Origin of the sequence: Angustibacter sp. McL0619, assembly GCF_049994355.1 — a bacterium.
Classification (GTDB): domain Bacteria; phylum Actinomycetota; class Actinomycetes; order Actinomycetales; family Angustibacteraceae; genus Angustibacter.
In genome coordinates this window covers 3,673,153-3,691,460 of sequence record NZ_CP188257.1, presented here as the reverse complement: position 1 = coordinate 3,691,460, position 18,308 = coordinate 3,673,153, and the positions used below count along the sequence as shown (strand labels likewise).

Annotated in this window: 15 protein-coding genes; 10 read left to right on the top strand and 5 right to left on the bottom strand. The window is 74.0% G+C overall.

Annotated elements, in window-relative coordinates:
• Positions 1-93 precede the first annotated feature (93 nt).
• From rfbB to ACPPVT_RS17080, 6 genes are read left to right on the top strand one after another with little or no spacing between them, the layout of a single operon-like run.
• Positions 94-1,068, top strand: coding sequence for a dTDP-glucose 4,6-dehydratase (gene rfbB, locus ACPPVT_RS17105; RefSeq protein WP_426567187.1), 975 nt, complete (start codon positions 94-96; stop codon positions 1,066-1,068).
• A 16-nt stretch (positions 1,069-1,084) separates the two neighbouring features.
• Positions 1,085-3,136 (top strand): hypothetical protein, encoded by a 2,052-nt coding sequence (locus ACPPVT_RS17100; RefSeq protein ID WP_426562344.1) that lies wholly within the window; start codon positions 1,085-1,087, stop codon positions 3,134-3,136.
• Between the two features lie 26 nt (positions 3,137-3,162).
• The gene (locus ACPPVT_RS17095) at positions 3,163-4,107 is read left to right on the top strand and encodes a glycosyltransferase family 2 protein (protein WP_426562342.1); all 945 of its coding nucleotides are present in this window, start codon (positions 3,163-3,165) and stop codon (positions 4,105-4,107) included.
• Position 4,108: 1 nt separating this feature from the next.
• Positions 4,109-5,215, top strand: coding sequence for a glycosyltransferase (locus ACPPVT_RS17090; RefSeq protein WP_426562340.1), 1,107 nt, complete (start codon positions 4,109-4,111; stop codon positions 5,213-5,215).
• The gene (locus ACPPVT_RS17085; RefSeq protein WP_426562339.1) at positions 5,212-6,198 is read left to right on the top strand and encodes a lysylphosphatidylglycerol synthase domain-containing protein; all 987 of its coding nucleotides are present in this window, start codon (positions 5,212-5,214) and stop codon (positions 6,196-6,198) included. The genes ACPPVT_RS17090 and ACPPVT_RS17085 overlap by 4 nt, the downstream gene beginning before the upstream one ends.
• 10 nt (positions 6,199-6,208) lie before the next feature.
• Entirely contained in the window at positions 6,209-7,054 is an 846-nt protein-coding gene (locus ACPPVT_RS17080; protein ID WP_426562336.1) for a methyltransferase domain-containing protein, read from the top strand.
• Positions 7,055-7,084: 30 nt separating this feature from the next.
• Here the strand turns inward: ACPPVT_RS17080 and ACPPVT_RS17075 are convergent, their stop codons facing one another.
• The 3 genes from ACPPVT_RS17075 to ACPPVT_RS17065 are packed head-to-tail and all read right to left on the bottom strand — an operon-like array spanning position 7,085 to position 9,835.
• Complete coding sequence (locus ACPPVT_RS17075) at positions 7,085-8,590, bottom strand: DUF222 domain-containing protein (protein WP_426562334.1); 1,506 nt, start codon at positions 8,588-8,590, stop codon at positions 7,085-7,087.
• Positions 8,562-9,101 (bottom strand): N-acetyltransferase family protein, encoded by a 540-nt coding sequence (locus ACPPVT_RS17070; protein ID WP_426562332.1) that lies wholly within the window; start codon positions 9,099-9,101, stop codon positions 8,562-8,564. The genes ACPPVT_RS17075 and ACPPVT_RS17070 overlap by 29 nt, the downstream gene beginning before the upstream one ends.
• Positions 9,098-9,835, bottom strand: coding sequence for a DUF3105 domain-containing protein (locus ACPPVT_RS17065; RefSeq protein ID WP_426562330.1), 738 nt, complete (start codon positions 9,833-9,835; stop codon positions 9,098-9,100). Before ACPPVT_RS17065 ends, ACPPVT_RS17070 begins: the two co-directional genes overlap by 4 nt.
• A 151-nt stretch (positions 9,836-9,986) precedes the next feature.
• Between ACPPVT_RS17065 and ACPPVT_RS17060 the strand changes: the two genes are divergently transcribed.
• Complete coding sequence (locus ACPPVT_RS17060) at positions 9,987-10,934, top strand: DNA-3-methyladenine glycosylase family protein (protein WP_426562328.1); 948 nt, start codon at positions 9,987-9,989, stop codon at positions 10,932-10,934.
• A 38-nt stretch (positions 10,935-10,972) separates the two neighbouring features.
• Here the strand turns inward: ACPPVT_RS17060 and cofE are convergent, their stop codons facing one another.
• Together cofE and cofD are read right to left on the bottom strand one after the other, a co-directional pair.
• On the bottom strand, positions 10,973-12,007 hold the full coding sequence (gene cofE / locus ACPPVT_RS17055; RefSeq protein WP_426562326.1) for a coenzyme F420-0:L-glutamate ligase: 1,035 nt from the start codon (positions 12,005-12,007) through the stop codon (positions 10,973-10,975).
• Entirely contained in the window at positions 11,994-12,986 is a 993-nt protein-coding gene (gene cofD, locus ACPPVT_RS17050; RefSeq protein WP_426562325.1) for a 2-phospho-L-lactate transferase, read from the bottom strand. The genes cofE and cofD overlap by 14 nt, the downstream gene beginning before the upstream one ends.
• A 355-nt stretch (positions 12,987-13,341) precedes the next feature.
• On the opposite strand from cofD, the gene ACPPVT_RS17045 reads away from it, so the two are divergent.
• From ACPPVT_RS17045 to ACPPVT_RS17035, 3 genes are all read left to right on the top strand, one after another.
• On the top strand, positions 13,342-13,599 hold the full coding sequence (locus tag ACPPVT_RS17045) for a WhiB family transcriptional regulator (RefSeq protein ID WP_426567186.1): 258 nt from the start codon (positions 13,342-13,344) through the stop codon (positions 13,597-13,599).
• A gap of 86 nt (positions 13,600-13,685) precedes the next feature.
• Positions 13,686-16,817, top strand: coding sequence for a glycosyltransferase (locus tag ACPPVT_RS17040; RefSeq protein ID WP_426562323.1), 3,132 nt, complete (start codon positions 13,686-13,688; stop codon positions 16,815-16,817).
• On the top strand, positions 16,814-18,307 hold the full coding sequence (locus ACPPVT_RS17035; RefSeq protein WP_426562321.1) for a DUF5719 family protein: 1,494 nt from the start codon (positions 16,814-16,816) through the stop codon (positions 18,305-18,307). Before ACPPVT_RS17040 ends, ACPPVT_RS17035 begins: the two co-directional genes overlap by 4 nt.
• Position 18,308 lies beyond the last annotated feature (1 nt).

The window sequence follows — 18,308 nt, the reverse complement described above, 5'->3', positions numbered from 1 at the left end:
CCGGCCGTGACCCTGGCTCGGCCGTGATCCGGTCGGTCCGGGGAACCTGCAAGGATGACGCGCACCCCAGCGTCCACCTTGGAGGTCCGAACCGTGAAGGTCCTGGTGACCGGCGGGGCCGGTTTCATCGGCTCCCACTACGTCCGCAGCGCCATCGACGGCACCTACCCCGCGCTGGCCGACGCGCAGGTCGTGGTGCTGGACAAGCTGACCTACGCGGGCGTGCGGGCCAACCTCGATCCGGTGGCCGACTCGCCGCGGCTGCGCTTCGTGCATGGCGACATCTGCGACGCTGGGCTGGTCGAGAAGCTGATGTCCGAAGTCGACCAGGTCGTGCACTTCGCCGCCGAGTCGCACGTGGACCGGTCCATCGCTGGGGCCGCGGCGTTCGTCGAGACCAACGTGGTCGGCACCCAGACCCTGCTGGACGGCGCACTGCGGCACGGCGTCGAGAAGTTCGTGCACGTCTCGACCGACGAGGTCTACGGGTCCATCGACCAGGGCTCGTGGACCGAGGACGAGCCGCTGCTGCCGAACTCGCCCTATTCGGCCAGCAAGGCGTCCAGCGACCTGATGGCGCGCGCGTACCACCGCACGCACCACCTGCCGGTCAACATCACCCGATGCTCGAACAACTACGGGCCGTACCAGTTCCCGGAGAAGGTCATCCCGCTGTTCGTGACCAACCTGATGGACGACGCCAAGGTGCCGCTCTACGGCGACGGCCTCAACATTCGCGACTGGCTGCACGTCGACGACCACTGCCGCGGCATCGAGCTGGTGCGCGACGGGGGGCGCCCAGGCGAGATCTACAACATCGGCGGCGGCACCGAGCTGACCAACCGCGAGCTCACCGAGCTGCTCGTGCAGGCCAGCGGCAAGGACTGGTCCAGCGTCGAGCCGGTCCAGGACCGCAAGGGCCACGACCGGCGCTACAGCGTCGACATCAGCAAGATCCGGCAGGAGCTCGGGTACACCCCCCAGGTGCCGTTCGAGCAGGGGCTGGCAGCGACCATCCAGTGGTACCGCGATCACCGCGACTGGTGGCAGCCGCTGCGGCGCGGCTGAGTCCCGGCCGGCCCAGGTGCTCTCGACTCTCCTCGCGCGCTGCGGGACCGCGCTCGCCGTGTGGGTGGTCACCGTCTGCGTGCTCGCCGTCCCGCTGCTCGTGCTCGGTCGGTGGGCGCCTGCCCTGGCGGCCCTCGTGCTGCTCGCCGGAGCGGTCGCCGGTGTCCTGCTGGCGCGTCGGGTGCCGGTCGCGGTGGTGCCGGCGCCGGCCGCCGGGCTGATCCTCGCGGTCGCCGTCGCCGCCGGTCTATGGGCCGGCGCCACCCACGCCGAGCACACCGTGCTGCGCCGCGACGCCGGGACCTACGCCCTCTTCGGCCAGCACCTCGGCACGGCCCACCAGGCCCGGGTCGAGGTGTCAGTGGCCGACCTGGGCGGCCCGGCGGCCCTGGCCCTGCCCGGCGTGGGTGTCGGGTCGCCGGGGTTCTACGAGCAGGGCTCCGGCAAGGGCACCTACGTCGTCCCGCAGTTCCTGGTCGCCACCCCGGTGTGGCTGTCCGTGGGCTGGTGGCTGGGCGGGTGGACCGGGCTGCTGCTGGTCCCGGCCGTGGCGCTCGCGGCCGCCGTCCTGGCCTTCGGCTCGCTCGCCGTCCGGGTGGTCGGCGGCTGGTGGGGGCTGCTGGCAACGGCGGCACTCGTGGTGTGCCAGCCAGTGCTGCACGCCGGCCGGTCCACGTACTCCGAGCCGTTCGCGCTGCTGGTCGGGTGCGCGGGTGCGTCGCTGCTGGTTGCCGCGTGCGCCCGTCCGGACGGCTGGGACGACGACCCGACCCGGGCCCGCCGGCTGGCCCTGCTCGCCGGGCTGCTGCTCGGCGGCGTCGCGCTGGTCCGGGTGGACGCGCTGCGCGAGACCGCCTTGCTGCTGCCGGCGGCTGCGCTGTTGGCCACCCGCGGCCGTGCCGAGCGCGCGGTGGCTGGTCGGCTGGTCGCTGGGTTGGCTCTGTCGACTGCCGCAGCCGCGGCGGCAGCGGTGTTGCTGAGCCGGCCCTACCTGGCCTCGATCTCCGGCTCGCTGCTGCCGCTGGGCGGGCTCGCGGTAGTGCTCGCGCTGTTCGCCGCCGCCGTGGTGCTGCTCGGTCGTCGCGGCGTACGGCTGCCGGCCCGGCTCCGGTTGGCCTTGCCGTGGGTGCTGCCGGGCGGCGTCGGGCTGGTCGGGCTGCTGGTGGCCACCCGGCCGCTGTGGCAGACCGTCCGGCAGAGCGCGACCGATCCGGGGTCGCGGGTGGTCGCGGCCCTGCAGGCGCGCCAGGGCCTGCCGGTGGACGGTGGCCGGACCTACGCCGAGCACAGCGTGCAGTGGGTGCCGTGGTGGGTCGGGCTCCCGGTGCTGCTGCTGGCCTACGCCGCCGCGATCGGTGCCGCACGCCGGGTCGGCCGGGCGTGGGCGGACGACGACCAGCTACCGGCCTGGACGACGCTGGCCATCGCCGCGATCGGCTCCACGGTGCTGACTCTGTACCGCCCGGGGATCACCCCGGACCACCCATGGGCCGACCGCCGGCTCGTCCCGGTGGTTCTGCCCACCGTGCTGCTGCTCGCCGTGGCGGCCGCGCGCTGGCTCTGCGCGGCGGTGGCCGAGCGGTGGCCGGTCCGGGTGGCCCGGCCGCTGGCCGTCGTCGTCCTGTCGGCCGCGGTGCTGCTGCCGGCGGTGCTGGCCACCCTGCCGCTGGCCGGGCAGCGCACCGAGCACGGCGAGGTCGCAGCGGTGGCCGACGCCTGCGACGCGTTCGGGCCGGGCGACACCGCCATCCTGGTGGACAGCCGGGCCGCGAACGAGTGGACGCAGGTGCTGCGCGGGGTCTGCGACGTGCCCACGGTCGTGGTCGCCTCGACCACCGCGGTACCGGCCGACGTGTCCACCGTGGTCGCGGTCTCCCAGGCCGTGGTGGCCGCCGGACGGCGTCCGGTGGTCGTCGCGGCCGGGTCGCCGGACGCGCTGACCCGGCTCGGCGCCGCACCCAGCCAGGTCGTGCGGCTGGGCACCATCGAGGACCAGCGGCTGCTCACCCGGCGTCCGTCCGGCGACGCGCCGCTGGCGGTCGACCTCTGGCTGGCGCGGGCGACCTGACCGGCCCAGGTACGCTCATCGCCGACATGACTGAGCACCCCGCCACCCAGGTCCTTCCGACGTCCGAACCGGCAGCGCCGACGCCGCCGTACGTCACCGTCGTGCTGCCCGCGTACAACGAGCAGGACCACGTCCTGGCCGAGGTCGAGCGGATCTGCGGCGCCCTCGACGAGAGCGAGTTCAGCTACGAGGTGCTCGCGATCGACGACGCAAGCACCGACGGCACACTTGCCGTGCTGCGCGCCGCCGAGGAGCGCTTCCCGCACGTCAAGGTGGTCCCGTTCCGGCGCAACGGCGGCTCCGGCACGGCGCGTCGGATCGGCACCACGATGGCCCGCGGCCAGGTGGTGGTCTGGACCGACGCCGACATGACCTACCCGAACGAGCGGATTCCGGAGCTGGTCCGGATCCTGCGCGACGACCCGTCGTACGACCAGGTGGTCGGCGCCCGGACGACGGAGGAGGGCACCCACAAGATCCTGCGGGTGCCGGCGAAGTGGCTGATCCGCAAGGTCGCCGAGCGGCTGAGCAACCAGCGCATCCCGGACCTCAACTCCGGGCTGCGCGCGTTCCGTCGCGAGGTGTCGCTGCCCTACCTGCGCCTGCTGCCGCCCGGTTTCAGCTGCGTCACCACGATCACGTTGGCGTTCCTGCAGAACCAGCACGACATCAAGTACGTCGACATCCACTACGCCAAGCGCGCCGGGGTCTCGAAGTTCCATTTCGTGCGCGACGCCTACCGCTACATCCTTCAGGTGCTGCGGATGGTCATGTACTTCGACCCGCTCAAGGTGCTGATGCCGCTGGCCCTGTGGCTGGCCGGCATCGGCCTGCTCAAGGGCGTGGTGGACATGGTCCGGCACCCCTTCTACTTCCCGGCCAGCACGGTGCTGCTGGTGGTCAGCGGGTTGATGATCGGCTCGCTGGCTCTGCTGTCCGACCTCGTCGTCCGGTCCCGAGACGGCGTGTGAGGTGCGGGTCGCGGTCGTCGGGCCGACCTACCCGCTGAAGGGCGGAGTCGCCGCCCACACCACCGAGCTCGCGCACCGGCTGGCCGGCGCGGGGCACCGCACCGAGCTGGTCTCGTGGTCGCGGCTGTACCCGAAGCTGCTCTACCCCGGCGAGCAGGCGGTCCCGGGCGGTGTGCCCGACGTGCCGCCGTTCCCGGCCACCATCAGGCCGCTGTCCTGGGGCCGTCCGGACACCTGGGTGCGCACCGGCCGGTCGCTGCGCGGGGTCGACCAGGTCGCACTGGTGCACGTCGTGCCCGCGGTGGTGCCGGCGCACCTGGCGCTGCTGCGCTCGCTCGGACGCGACGTCCCGGTGACCGTGATCGCGCACAACGTGCTGCCGCACGAGCCGCACCGGGGCGACGAGCGGCTGGTCCGCGCGCTGCTGCGCCGGGCGGGCGCCGTCCTGGTGCACTCGGCGGAGCAGGCCGAGCTGGCCACGTCGCTAGGCGCGCCCGAGGTCCGGCAGGTTGCGCTGCCGCCGCACCTGCCCGGCGGCCCGGCCGTCGCCCGGACGCCGTCCGACGGGCCGCTGCGGTTGCTGGCGCTGGGGATGGTCCGCGAGTACAAGGGCACCGACCTGCTGATCGAGGCGTTGCGAGGGGTGCCGGGCGTCCGGCTGACCGTGGCCGGCGAGCTGTGGGGCGCCGCTGGGGAGCGGGTACGCCGGCTGGCCACCTCGCCGGAGCTGGCCGACCGGGTGGTGCTGCGTTCTGGCTATGTTCCGGGGCCCGCGCTCGCCGGGCTGCTGGCCGAGCACGACGTGCTGGCCCTGCCGTACCGCTCCGCGACGTCCTCGCAGAACGCGCAGCTGGGGTTCGCGCACGGGCTGCCGGTGCTGGCCACCCGCACCGGCACCTTTGCCGCGGACGTGCACGACGGCGTGGACGGTCTGCTGGTCGAGCCGGACGACGTCCCCGCACTGTCCGAGGCGCTGCGCCGGCTGACCGGGCCGGGCGAGCTCGACCGGCTGTGTGCCGGCATCCGCCCGCCCGACCTGGACACCCCCTGGAAGCACTACCTGTCCGCGCTGCTGGGTGACGCGGGCCAGGACGCCGGGGCGCGATGACCAAGGGACGCTGGCTGATGGTGGTCCGGGTGGTCGTCGGGCTGCTCGTGCTGGCCGCCGTGGTGCTGGCCGTGGTGAAGAACTGGGACGCGGTCAGCGCGGACATCGCGCGGGTCTCGGCCGGGGCGCTGGCCCTGTCGTCGGCGCTGGCCCTGCTGTCGCTGGTTTTCACGCTGATCGGGTGGCGGGCGCTGATGGCGGACCTGGGCTCGCCGCTGCCGCTCGGACCGGCGTCCGGGGTGCTGTTCATCGGCCAGCTCGGCAAGTACCTGCCGGGTAGCGTGTGGACGGTCGTGGTGCAGGCCGAGGTGGCCAGTGCGCTCGGCGTGCCACGCCAGCGCACGGCGGTGGCGGGGCTGCTGTCGGTGGTGCTCAGCGCCATGGCCGGCCTCGGGATCGGGCTCATCGCGCTGCCGGCGCTGCTGTCCTCGGGTGGCGACTCCAGCTACCTGCTGGTGCTGCTGGTGGTGCCGGTCGGACTGGTCGTGCTGTACCCGCGGGTGTTGAACGCCATCATCACCAAGGTGCTGCACCGGTTTCGCCGACCGCCGCTCGAGCACCCGTTGTCCGGCCGGGCGATCGCGGTGACCATGTCGGCGTTCCTGGCAGCGTGGACGTGCTTGGGGCTGCACGTGTTCACCCTGGTCCTCGATCTCGGTGGGTCTGCCAGGCAGTCCTTCGTCCCGGCGGTCTTCGGCTACGCCCTGGCTGCGGCGATCGGCATGATCGTGGTGCTGCTGCCGGCCGGGATCGGGCTGCGCGAGGCGGTGCTGGTGTTGCTGCTGACCGGGCCGCTGAGCAAGTCGGCGGCCGGCGCCGTCGTCCTGCTCTCGCGGTTCATCATCACCGGCTCGGACGTGGTGGCCGCGGCGGTCGGCTGGCTGTACGACCGCAGCCACCACCTGATGGCGGCCCGGCGGGCCAGCGGTGCGCAGGACCAGTCGCAGGACCAGCCACCGGCCCAGCCCCCGGCCCAGCCGTAGGCTCACCGACGTGTCGAAGCCAGCGCCGCGCGGAACCGAGCGCACCGCCCAGCTCGCGTACAGCGAGCAGATGGCGGCGATGCGCGACGAGGACAAGCGCCGCCGCAAGGCGGCCAAGATCCTGGCCGTGCTGCGGCACGTGCTCGGTCGCAGCGAGTCCGAGGAGTTGTCCGGGCTGGCCGTGGCCGACATCGGCTGCTCGCAGGGCTTCATCGCCGACGAGCTGGCCTTGGCCGGCGCGGCGACGACGTACGGCGTGGACATCGACGTACCGGGCCTGGCCGTAGCGCAGTCCCGGTTCGGCGAGCGGGTGCGTTTCGTCTGCGCCGCGGGGGAGGCGCTGCCGCTGGCGGACGAGTCGGTGGACGTCGCCGTGTTCAACCACATCTACGAGCACGTCGTCGACCCGGACGCGGTGCTGGCCGACGTCCGCCGGGTGCTCAAGCCGGACGGCGTGCTGTACCTCGGGCTGGGCAACCGGCTCGGGGTGATCGAGCCGCACTACAAGCTGCCGTTCCTGTCGTACCTGCCGCAGGGAGCGGCGGACCGCTACGTGCGCGCCTTCGGCCGGGCCGACCACTACTACGAGCAGTACCGGACCAGGCCCGGACTGCGAAAGATGCTGGCCGACTGGTCGGTGCTGGACTACACGCTGCCGGTGCTCGCTGAGCCGGCCGCGTTCGCGGACGACGGCCAGGTGCCCGGCCTTGTCACTCGTCTGCCCGAGCAGGCGCTCGCCGCGATGCTCCCGCTGTTGCCGACGTACCTCTGGGTGGCCTCGCCTTCGCCGTTGCAGGCCAAGGGCCCCGCGCTGCGCGTCGCACCGCGCGAAGTGCGCACGAAGCTGCAGTCATAGCGCAGCGGGGAACTCCAGGCTGCTCGGTCCTCACTGCTGTCGGCGCGCGTGGAATCGCCGAACGAGCGCGTCGATCGCGCGCTGGGCACGGGTGATGACCGGTGGTCCCGGGGGAACGCTGGGCAGCGCCGGTGGTGTCGGCGGCGGGGACAGGTCCCACATCACCTGACCGTCCTCGACCCGACCCACCGCCTCGATCCGGTGCACGTGCCGGTGATGGTGCCCGCACAGCAGCCCCGCATTGCCGACCGCTGTAGGCCCGCCGCGACTGAACGGCACCAGGTGATGTACGTCGCACCAGGCGGGCGGCGCCTGGCAGTTCGGCCAGGTGCACCCGCCGTCGCGAAGTGAGACGGCGGCGCGCTGCTTCGGCGTGAAGGAGTACTGGGTGTCGCCGACATCCAGCGGGTTGCCCAGGTCGTCGACCAGGACCGGCACGACCTCGGCCTGGCACGCGAGCATCCGGGTACTCAGCGACGACAGCGGCATGCCGTCGCCGAGCGTCGCGGGGGCGTCGCCTGGGCGAGGTGTGTCGGCGAGCGCAGCAGCGAAGGTGTCGAACGGGACCTGGACCACGACCCGGTACGCGCTGCCGTGCGTCGTCGGCAGCAGGCCCGGCTCGGCGAGCGTGGTCTCGGCCAGCCGCTGCAGCGCGTCGTGACGTCGTTGCCCGGCGGTGCGAGAATCCGGCGAACCGTCCTGCGCCGGCTGCGGCGCGGACCAGGCATCCAGCGCCGTGGTCAGCGCTGCGCCAGCCTCCGGCGTCAGAGCGCCGGCCAGGTGCACCATGCCGGACGGGTCGCTGCTCACCGACAGGCAGCGGGCGCGCCGGCGGGCGTCCTCGTCCCGCGCCAAACGGTCGTCCGCGTCCGGGTCCAGCCGGTCACGCAGCCGCTGCGCGATGGTGCGAAGCCGCGGCGGGTCGAACGACTCGGCGTACTCGAGCAGGACCTCCTGTGCCTCGCGGAGCGTTTCGTCGTCCACCACGTCGGCGGGACAGGACGGCGCGCACAGCACCTCGACCGTCTGGGACACCACGTCCACCTGCTCGGGACCGATCCGACCGGTCAGCATCGCCTCACGGGTCGGGGCGAGCTCGGCCGCCACGGCACTCGCGTACAACCGCTCGGCCCGCCGCGCCTGCAGGGCAGCCGCCCTCGGGCTGGCCGTCGGCGCGGCGGCCCGGAGCCAGTGCTCCCAGCGGGCGTGCCCCTGCTGCCAGGCAGGCCGCGGGTGCCGGCCTCGGCCAGCAGCCGCGTCGACTGGGCCTGTGCCAATCGGAGGACTCGGTCGAGCCCCGCCACGGCGTGGCTGAGGTCGCCGTCGCTCGCCTGCCAGGAGGGCACCGCAGCCAGCCGGCCCAACCCCGCCACGACCTGCGCGAGGGCGGCTGCCGCCTCGCTGGTCACGCCGGTCGGGCTCGATGTCATGTGTCAAGCCTAGTGGTGGCCTCCGACAGAACCGCTGTGTCGCAGGCAATCTGTGGATAACCGAAGGAACTCCCGGCTCAGTCGAGGTCCGGGCCCCGGTCGACATCGACGTCGAGGTCGAGGTACATCACGTGCAGCCCCACCAGCCCGTGGGTGCGCGAGTCGAAGGCCTCCGGCACGGTGCCGAGGATCTCGAAACCCAGCGAGCGCCAGAGCCGGACGGCCGCGGCGTTCGTCTCGACCACTGCGTTGAACTGGACTCCACGAAAACCGCTGCGCCGCAACCACTGCACGGCATCCTCAGCCAGTAGCCGACCGACGCCGAGACCGCGCGCGGCCGGGCTTACCATGAAGCTCGCGGTGCCCACGTGCGCGCCGCGCCCCGGCCGGTTCGGCCCCATCTTGGCCGAGCCCAGCACCGCACCGTCCGCGTCCACCGCCACCACGCACCGGCCGGGCGCACCCTCCATCCACAGCCCGCGGGCGGCGTCCGAGGTCAGGTCCTGTGGGTAGGCGTAGGTCTCGCCATCGGCGACGATCGCGGCGAAGAACGGCCAGATCGACGGCCAGTCCCGCTCCTCGGCCTCGCGCAGCGCGACCACTCTGGACGACGTCACTGGGCGTTCGGCTCGGGGGCCTCGGTGCGCGGGTGCGCATCGATGAACTTGGCCACGACCTCGCCGGACACGTTCCCGCACAGTTCGCGGTGGCCGGTCTGCTTGGTGGTGTCCTGCTGGTCCGCCGACCAGTGCGAGATCGCGAAGTGCTTGCCCGACGGGAAGGCGCCGTAGGCGGTGTCCCAGGCGCTGACGATGAACTTGTCCTGGGCGTCGGCCTGCTTGTTGGCCTCGCGGGTGATCGCCTTCAGGTCGGAGATCTGCGACGTGCTAGCGGTGTCGTCGTACCAGAGGATCGAGTAGCCATGCTCCAGGTTGTGCACCAGCGTCTCCATCCGGGGGCGGTCGTCCGCGGTGTAGAACTGGCGGTTCGGGTACTCGGGGGTGACGAAGTGCTCGCCCGAGGTGGGCGGCACGGTCGAGTACTTGACGCTGGTCACGTCCGGCTTGTCGGTGCCCGGGCCGACGTGCGTCCCGCTGCCCGTGGTGGGGTCGTTGGTGATCGGGTCGCAGGACGCGGCGGACGCCGCGACGCCGAGGCTCTTCAGTTCGCCGCCGGGCACCCGCGAGTCGTCGGCGATGATCGAGAAGGTGACCGCGGCCGCGATAGCCACCACGGCCACGACGGCGACCCCGACGATGAGCAGGGTGCGCCGCCGCTCGGCGGCCTTCGCCTCGCGCTGCATCTGCGCGATGCGCGCCTTGCGGTCCTGGTCGGCCTTCTTGGCAGCCACTGATGGTCCTCGCGGGTCGGGGCGCGACGAAGGCCGTCACACCGTTGGAGCGGTGGACGGTGCGCACCGGCTCGTGATTCGCGGACATTCTATGCGGCGTCCGTGGGTGCTTCGGTCAGGTCCCGACGGTCGGCGGTGCGACACTGGCCAGGTGCCCAGCGGACCGGACTCCAGCGGTGCGGCGCCGGACGTGCAGAGCACTTGGCGCCCGGGCCGGCCGGTCGACCTGCCGGCGACGCTGAGCGTGCTGGTGCGCGGGTCCGCCGATCCGAGTCACCGGCTCACGGCCGACGGTCAGCTGTGGCGCGCCAGTCGCACTCCGCAGGGCCCGGTCACGCTGCACCTGAGGGTCAGTCACGGGGACGTCGAGGCGAGCGCGTGGGGTCCCGGCGCGGCCTGGGCGGTGGACGGCGTGCCCGACCTGCTCGGCGCGCGGGACGATCCGACCGGGTTCGAGCCGCAGCACCCGACCGTCCAGCTAGCACTCGTCCGCCGTCCGGGGTGGCGGGTGCCCCGCACGGCCCTGGTGCTGGAGGCGCTGGTGCCGGCGGTGATCGAGCAGAAGGTCACCGGCCAGGAGGCGTTCTCAGCCTGGCGGCGGCTGCTGCGCCGCTTCGGCGAGCTCGCGCCCGGACCGGCCGGCGCGGCGGGCATGCGCGTTCCGCCCAGCGCCGCGCAGTGGACGGCCATCCCGTCCTGGGAGTGGCTGCAGGCGGGCGTGGACGGCGCGAGGTCGGCGACCGTCGTCCGGGCGGCCCGAGCGGCGGGCCGGCTCGAACAGACCCTCGACCTGCCGGGGGCCGAGGCCGAAAAGCGGATCCGTTCGCTGCCCGGCGTCGGGGTGTGGACCGCAGCCGAGGTGCGGCACCGCGCGCACGGTGACGCGGACGCCGTCAGCTTCGGGGACTTCCACGTGCCCGGGCAGATCGGGCTGGCGCTGGTCGGCGAGCGGGTGGACGACGCGGGGCTGGCCGAACTGCTGGAGCCGTACCGGCCGCACCGCTACCGGGTGCAGCGGCTGGTGCAGCTCGAGGGGCCGCGGCAGAGCCGGCGCGCGCCGCGGCCGACGCCGAGGTTCCACGTCCCAGTGCGTCGCTAGCCGTGGTTGCAGCCGTGGTTGCAGCCAGGTGGTGGTGATCACCCCCGGTTCGCTGCAACCACCGCTGCGACCACCTGAGCCCCGGTGTCTTCGAGGGAGTCGAGCCGCCCGACCAGGTCCTCGGCCCACAGGGCGACCTGCAGGCGCTGCACGAACCGGCCGCAGTCGAAGCCGCCGCCGCGGACCGTCACTCGAACCGTGCCGTCCGACGCCGCGACGGCCAGCGAGACGTCTTGCGGGGCCCCCGCGCGGGCCACCTCGATCGCCCGCTCCACCCTGTGCTGCAACGGTTCCGGCAGCACGGACGGCGGCGCGACCACCCCGGGCTCGACGCCGAGCGCTGCCCGGGCGGCCTCCGCGTGCCCGTAGCGGAACCAGTCAGAACCCCTGTCGCGCAACAGGATCGAAGCGCCAGGTCCGTCCTCGTCGGTGACGAACGAGCCGAATCCGCGGACGACGGCGGCCGGCGTCCCAGCAGCCTTGCCCTTGACCAGGTCGGCCGCGGCGGCCAGCTCGTCGACGACCGCTCGCTCGGTGACCTCCAGGGGTTGGCCACCCGCGTCCAGGCTGCCTCGCAGGTCGTCCACAACACGAAGCCCGGCGGCGCCGAGTGCGAAGTCGGTCTGCCCGGTGCGCCAGGGCCGCCCGGCGGTGTCGCTGACCACCACAGCGACCGTGGGCGCACCGGCCGACCGCAGCCGAGCGCGCAGCGTGCGGGCCTCGGCGTCGGCATCGGCCGGCAGCAGCAGGACAGTGCCGGCCGCGGTGTTCGAGGCGTCCACCCCGGCCGCCGCCATCACCGGCCCGGCCACCGACTCGACCACCTGGGCCAACCCTCGCGGCGTGCGTCGCTCGGCCACCACCCGCACAGACTGCGCCGCCACGACGGCATCGCGCTCACCGACGTCCGCGGTCAGGCCGAGGGCCTTGGAGACCACCTTGGACGAGACCACCAGCACGTCACCGTCCAGCAGCTCGCCGCAGCCCGCCAGCAGGAGTGCGGCCAGGTCGTCGCCCGCGCGCACCTCCGCCAGTGCGACGGCCCGCACGCAGAGCGCATCAGGTTCGGGCACGGTCGCCCTGCAGCTCGAGCGCGAGGTCCAGGGCCGCGCCGGCGATCGCCGCGGCGGCGTCCACGTCCGTCATCAGCAGCGGCCGCGAGCGCACCGCCAGCCGGGCCGGCCACGACGCCTGGGCGTCGGCGTCGTCCACCAGCCAGCCGTCCAGGAAGTCCTCGTACAGGCCGGCCACGGCCAGCGCCGAGGTCTCGACCCCGATCGCCGCCAGGCAGGCGTCGGCGTGTCCGCGCACCGGGCGTCCGGCGATCAGCGGGGACACCCCGACAACCGGGGCTCGGGTGCCGCGCACCGCGTCGCGCACGCCGGGCACGGACAGCACGATGCCGATCGAGACCACCGGGTTGCTCGGCGGCAGCAGGACCACGTCGGCGTCCCGGATCGCGTCCAGCACACCGGGTCCGGCCACTGCTCGCTCCACGCCGACGGCCACGATCTGCTCGGCCGGCAGGGCGGCCTGGTGCCGGACCCACCACTCCTGGAAGTGGATCGCGCGGCGTCCCTGCTCGTCGTCCACCACGACGTGCGTCTCCACCGACTGGTCGCTCATCGGCAGCAGCCGGACCCCGCGCTCGGGCAGCCCCCACCGCGCGCAGAGCACCTCGGTCACCTGGGACAACGGCACGCCGAGGTCGAGCAGCTGGCTGCGAGCGATGTGCGTCGCGAAGTCGCGGTCGCCGAGCCCGAACCACTGCGGTTGCGCGCCGTAGGCGGCCAGCTCGCCCTGCACCACGTGCGTCTCGTCCTGGCGGCCCCAGCCCTGGCTGTCGTCGATGCCGCCACCGAGCGTGTACATCACGGTGTCCAGGTCGGGACAGACCCGCAGCCCGAACAGGGTGATGTCGTCGCCGGTGTTGCCGATCACCGTGACCTGGCTGTCGCGCAGATCAGGATCGGCCGAGCCGTGCAGGTGGGCGAGCAGCCCGCGGACGAAGCGGGCGCCACCGACGCCTCCGGCGATGGCAGTGATTCGCATGGCCCGAGTCTGTCAGCCGCCCGCACCGGCGAAGCGGCGGCCCGTCACCCGTTCGGACCTATCTGGCGGCCAATCGCTGAATATCACCAGACGGCTTGACGAGAAGGGCATGACACGCGTGTAATTCCAAACGTGTCATGTTGCCCTCGGGGAGGGGGCGGCAGGCATCTAGGGTCGAGGAGGGGCCGTGAACCAGCTGGATGCAGCACCCGCAGGCAGCATGATCGGACGGCAGCGCGGCACGGAGGACTTCCCCGGTATCGACCACCCGCCCGTTGGCGAGGACTTCGACGCGTTCCTGCGCCGTGAGGCCTCGCTCGCACCGGCAGCGCCGGTGACGTTGGGCTCGATGGAGATGCCGAGGCTGCTCGAGCTGGCTGACGCCGGCGACGCCGAGCTGTCCTGGCAGGAACGCGCACTGTGCGCGCAGACCGATCCGGAGGCGTTCTTCCCCGAGAAGGGCGGCTCGACACGCGAGGCCAAGAAGGTCTGCGTGTCCTGCGAGGTGCGTTCGGAGTGCCTCGACTACGCGCTCGCACACGACGAGCGGTTCGGCATCTGGGGTGGGCTGTCGGAGCGTGAGCGTCGCCGGTTGAAGAAGCAGGCGGTCTGATCACACTCACCACACCGGCCCCGCCGGACGGTGCCCTGGCCATCACTCGGCCGGCGACAGCGCCGACGGTCGGCCGGGTCCTGACGGTGCTGGTCGCTCACGACGGGGCGGCCTGGCTGCGGCGTGCCCTGCGGTCGCTGCGGGAGCAGACCCGCGAGCCGGACGCCGTCCTCGCAGTCGACACCGGCTCCAGCGACGGGTCCCTGGATCTGCTGCGGGCCGAGCTGGGCGAGGGCTCCGTGCTCAGCGCGCCGCGGAAGACCGGTTTCGGAGCCGCGGTGCGGCTGGCCGTGGAGCACGTGCGCGGGCAGTCCGGCCTGGATGACGTGGCCTGGCTCTGGCTGCTGCACGACGACACCGCCGCGCAGCCGGCGGCACTGGACCGGCTGCTGGTCGCGGCCGGCGCCTCGTCGTCCGTCGGCGTGGTCGGTCCCAAGGTGGTCGACTGGGACGACGCCGACCGGCTGCTCGAGGTCGGTCTGACCGTCGGCCGGGCCGGCCGACGGGACACCGGCGTGGACGGCATCGAGCGCGACCAGGGCCAGCACGACCACCGCACCGACGTGCTCGCCGTCCCGTCGTCCGGACTGCTGGTCCGGATGGCGGTCTGGGACGAGCTCGGCGGTTTCGACCCCGCTCTCGTCCTGCTCCGCGATGACATCGACTTCTGCTGGCGGGCCCATCTGGCCGGCCACCGCGTGGTGCTGGCCCCCGGGGCCGTGGTCGCCGACGCGCAGGCCATGGGCAATGGCCTGCGGCCTGCGGACGCCGCGCCCGGCCCGGTGCGCAGGGTCGATCTGCAGCACGGGCAGCACGTGGCGCTGGCCCGGTGCTCACTGCTGGCGCTGCCCTTCCTGCTCTGCTGGCTCACGCTGGTGGCGCTGGCCCGCACCGCCGCGCTGCTCGCCGCGAAGTCGCCGCGCCGGGCCGCCGACGAGGTGCTCGCGCTCGGTGTCACCCTGGTCGCGCCCTGGCGCTGGCTCGGGTCGCGCTGGCGGGCCCGCGGCCGCCGTCGCGTTCCCGGCCGCAGCCTGTCCTCGCTGCTCAGCCCTCGGATGGCGCCGATGCGCCGGGCCGCGGACGTGCTCAGCGGCTGGGCCGCCGGCGAGGACGACGCCGCGCACCCGATCGGCAACCCGGCGGACCCAGCGGCCGCGCTGGGCGAGACCGGGCCGACGGCCGAAGAGGCCGAACCCGTACTGATCACCCCGCTCACCTGGCCGCGACGGGTGCTGCGGCACCCGCTGACCTGGGTGATCGCCGTCCTGGTCACGGTCACCGCGGTGGCCTGGCGCCGGCTCGCGGACGCCGGGCTGGGCACCGGGTCCTTAACCGGCGGCGAGCTGCGACCGAGCCCTGCGGACGCCGTGCAGCACTGGCACGCCGGACTCGACGCCGTCCGCGGCCCCGGCCTGGGCACCGAGCAGCTCGCCTCGCCGGCCGCCCTGCTGGACGCCGGGTGGATCCGGCTGGTCCAGACCGTGGCCGGCGTCGAAGCTCCAGCGCGCAGCATCACCGTGCTGCTGGTGGCCGCGCCGGTGCTCGCGGCACTGTCCGCCTACGCGGCTGCCGGCTTCGCCACCCGCTCCCGGTGGATGCGTGCCTGGGCGGCCCTGGTCTGGGGAGCCGCACCGATCCTGACCACGGCCGTCAGCCAGGGCCGGGTCGGCCCGGTGGCCGTGACTGTCATCCTCCCGCTGGTCGCTGCGGTGCTGGGCCGCGCGCTGACCAGGCAGGGTCCGGGCCGGCTGACCGCGACCTTCGCGGCGGCGCTGGGCATCGCGGTGGTCGGCTCCGCCGTCCCGGCGCTGGGCGCTGCGGGTGTGGCGATCGCGCTGGCCGGCGTGCTGCTGGCTCGGGGTACTGCCCGGCTGCGCGCCCTGCTGGTCGCGGTGCTGTCCGTGGCGCTGCTCGGACCGTGGTTGGTCGAGCTGCTGGACTATCCGCGGTTGCTGCTCGCCGGGCCCGGCGCGGTCGCCGACCCGGCACCGGTCGGCCAACTGGCGGACGGCCTGAGCGTCTGGCGGGCCTGGACGGACGTCCTCGGGCTGCACCAGGGCTGGCCGCTGTGGACCGTGGCGCTGTGGCTCGGACCGCTCACTCTGCTCGCGCTGGTCGCGCTGCTGCGCGGCGGTGGACGTGGCTGGGTGGTCGCCGCGTTCGGGATGATCGCCGTGCTCGGGCTCGCGCTGGCCGTGCTGGCTCCCACGGTCCGGGTCAGCCGGCCGGGGCAGCAGGTGCTGACCGGCTGGGCGGGCAGCGGTGCCTTGCTGGCGCTGCTCGCGCTGCTGGCCGCACCGCTGGTCGCGGTCGACGGTCTGCAGACCCGGCTGGCCCGGTACGGCTTCGGCTGGCGCCAGCTGCTGCTCGCGCCCCTCGTCGTGGTCGCCGTCCTGGCACCGCTGGTGGCCGCGGCGGGCTGGGCCTGGCAGGGCGCCGACGGGCCGCTGCAGCACACGAAGGGCGGCGGCCTGCCCGCCGTCGCCGCGGACGCCGCCTACGGTCCGCTCGCGGTCCGCACCCTCGTGCTGGCGGCCGACGCCGGCCGACTGACCTACCTGCTGGACGGCGGCGAGCCCGGTGCGGTCGCGCGCGATGTCCGGGCCCCGGCCGGGTCCGGTGCGGACGTCGACCCGGCGCGTGCAGTGGTCGCCACCCTGGTCGACCCCGGGACGGTGCCTCGCGGCAAGGACGTCGTCGACGCACTGCGCCAGCTCGCGGTCGGCTTCGTGCTGGTCCGCGACCCGGCACCGGCCGAGCTCACCGACCGGCTGGAGTCGACCGCCGGCCTGGCCCGGATCGGCCGCTCGGCCGACGGCCAGCTCTACCGGGTCGGGTCCGGCGGCTTGGACGCCACGGCTCGCGTGCAGCTGGTGTCCTCGTCGGGCAAGGCGCTCAGCGCCGTCCCGACGTCCGGTCCGCACGGGGTGGTCGACACGAAGGTGCCGGCCGGTGGCAAGGGTCGCGTCGTGGTGCTGTCCGAGAAGCCGACCGCGCTGCGTCACGCCGAGCTGAACGGCACGCCGCTGCAGGCGGTCCGGCTGGCCGGCGACGGCAGCTGGCGGCAGGCGTACCGGGTGCCGGCCGCGGGCGGGCACCTGGTGATCACCGCGGGCGACAGGACAGTGACCAGCTGGCGCTGGCTGCAGCTCGCCCTGCTCGCACTCGTGACGTTGCTCGCGCTGCCGGTGCGGCGTCCGACCGGAGAGCTGCGATGAGCGTGGCCCGCTGGGCCCAGCTGGGGGCCAAGCTGGCGGTTCCGGTGCTGGGGCTGGGCGTGGTCGCGGTGGCGGTGACGATCCCGCCGGCGCGGGCCGGCCAGCCGACCTCGGCCAAACCGCGCACGCCGCACGCGGTGCCGGTGGACGCCCGTGACCTGGTCTGTCCGGGCCCGGAGACGGTCGGCGTCCGCGGTGCCGCCAGCTCGACCGCTCCGGCACCGGCGCAGGTGTTCGGGGCCGCGCCGTCGGCCGCACTGCGTCCGGCCGCGAACGTCGGCGGCGCCGCCGCCACCGGGACCCTCCAGGTGGTGGCGGGCAAGCAGTCCTCGGCGCCGATCGGCACCGGTCAGGACCTGTCCGCGCGGGTCGGGACCGGCGTGACGTCCGACGTCTCACCGGTCGTCCGGGCACGCGGGGCCGCCGCCCCCGGCGCCGTCGCCGAGCAGGTCACCCTCGTGCCGACCGGCGACCTGCGCGCTCTGAGCAGCGCCACCTGCACCGAGCCCTCCGACGACATCTGGCTGGTCGGCGGCGGCACGGACGTCGGACGCCGGGGCCGGCTGGTGCTCAGCAACCCGCACGAGTCCACCGCGCAGGTCAGTGTCGACGTGCTCGGCGAGACCGGTCCGGTGACCCGGACGCCGGGCAGCACGGTCGCGTTGGCCGCGCACTCGCGCACCGTGCTGCTGCTGGACGCGCTCGCGCCGGACGTCAAGGCGCCGGTGGTGCACGTGCGCAGCAGCGGCGGCACGGTGAGCGCGGTGCTGAACGACTCGTGGCTGGATGGCACCACGCCGCTCGGCGGTGACGACGTGGTCGCCTCGCTGCCGGCCGCCCGGACCGTGCTCGTGCCGGGGGTGCGGGTGCAGGGCGCGGGTGCGCTGCTGCGCATCGCCGTCCCTGGACCGAGCGAGGCGGTCACCCAGGTGCGACTGATCGGTGAGAAGGGCGACGTCGACCTCGGGGACGAAGCCGTCGTCCGGGTCCCGGCCGGGTCCTCGCACGACGTGGACCTGTCGGCCGTGCCGGCCGGTGCCTACGCGGTGCAGGTGACGTCGGACGAGCCGGTCGTCGCCGGCGCGATGGTCCGGACCGCGCAGACCGCTGCCGGCGCGGACCTCGCCTGGTCGGCATCGAGCTCGCCGGTGTCCTCGCTGATCGGGCTGGCCTACGTGGCCCAGCCCGCGGGCTGGCAGACGGACCTGCTGCTCAGCACCCCTGCCAAGGCGGGTTCGATCGACGTGGTGTCCGTGGGTGCGGACGGCGCCATCACCACCAGCACGGTGGATCTGACTGGCGGCATCACGCGCGTCGTGCCGCTGGTCGGCGCATCCGTCTGGCTGAAGCCGCGGCCGGGCGGCGGTCCGGTGCTGGCGGCTCGCGAGATGCGGGTCCAGCTGGCCACCGGGCTGCTGATCACCTCGCTGCCGCTGCGTCCGGTGGTGCTGTCCCGGGTGCCGGCGGACATCGCCGCGGCGGCCGACTAGC

Bases quoted from the DNA above. Each gene is read 5' to 3' on its own strand.
- cofD (WP_426562325.1), bottom strand. From the start codon at position 12,986: ATGCGAATCACTGCCATCGCCGGAGGCGTCGGTGGCGCCCGCTTCGTC.
- ACPPVT_RS17075 (WP_426562334.1), bottom strand. From the start codon at position 8,590: ATGTCGACCGGGGCCCGGACCTCGACTGAGCCGGGAGTTCCTTCGGTT.
- ACPPVT_RS17045 (WP_426567186.1), top strand. From the start codon at position 13,342: ATGCCGAGGCTGCTCGAGCTGGCTGACGCCGGCGACGCCGAGCTGTCC.
- ACPPVT_RS17085 (WP_426562339.1), top strand. From the start codon at position 5,212: ATGACCAAGGGACGCTGGCTGATGGTGGTCCGGGTGGTCGTCGGGCTG.
- ACPPVT_RS17095 (WP_426562342.1), top strand. From the start codon at position 3,163: ATGACTGAGCACCCCGCCACCCAGGTCCTTCCGACGTCCGAACCGGCA.
- ACPPVT_RS17035 (WP_426562321.1), top strand. From the start codon at position 16,814: ATGAGCGTGGCCCGCTGGGCCCAGCTGGGGGCCAAGCTGGCGGTTCCG.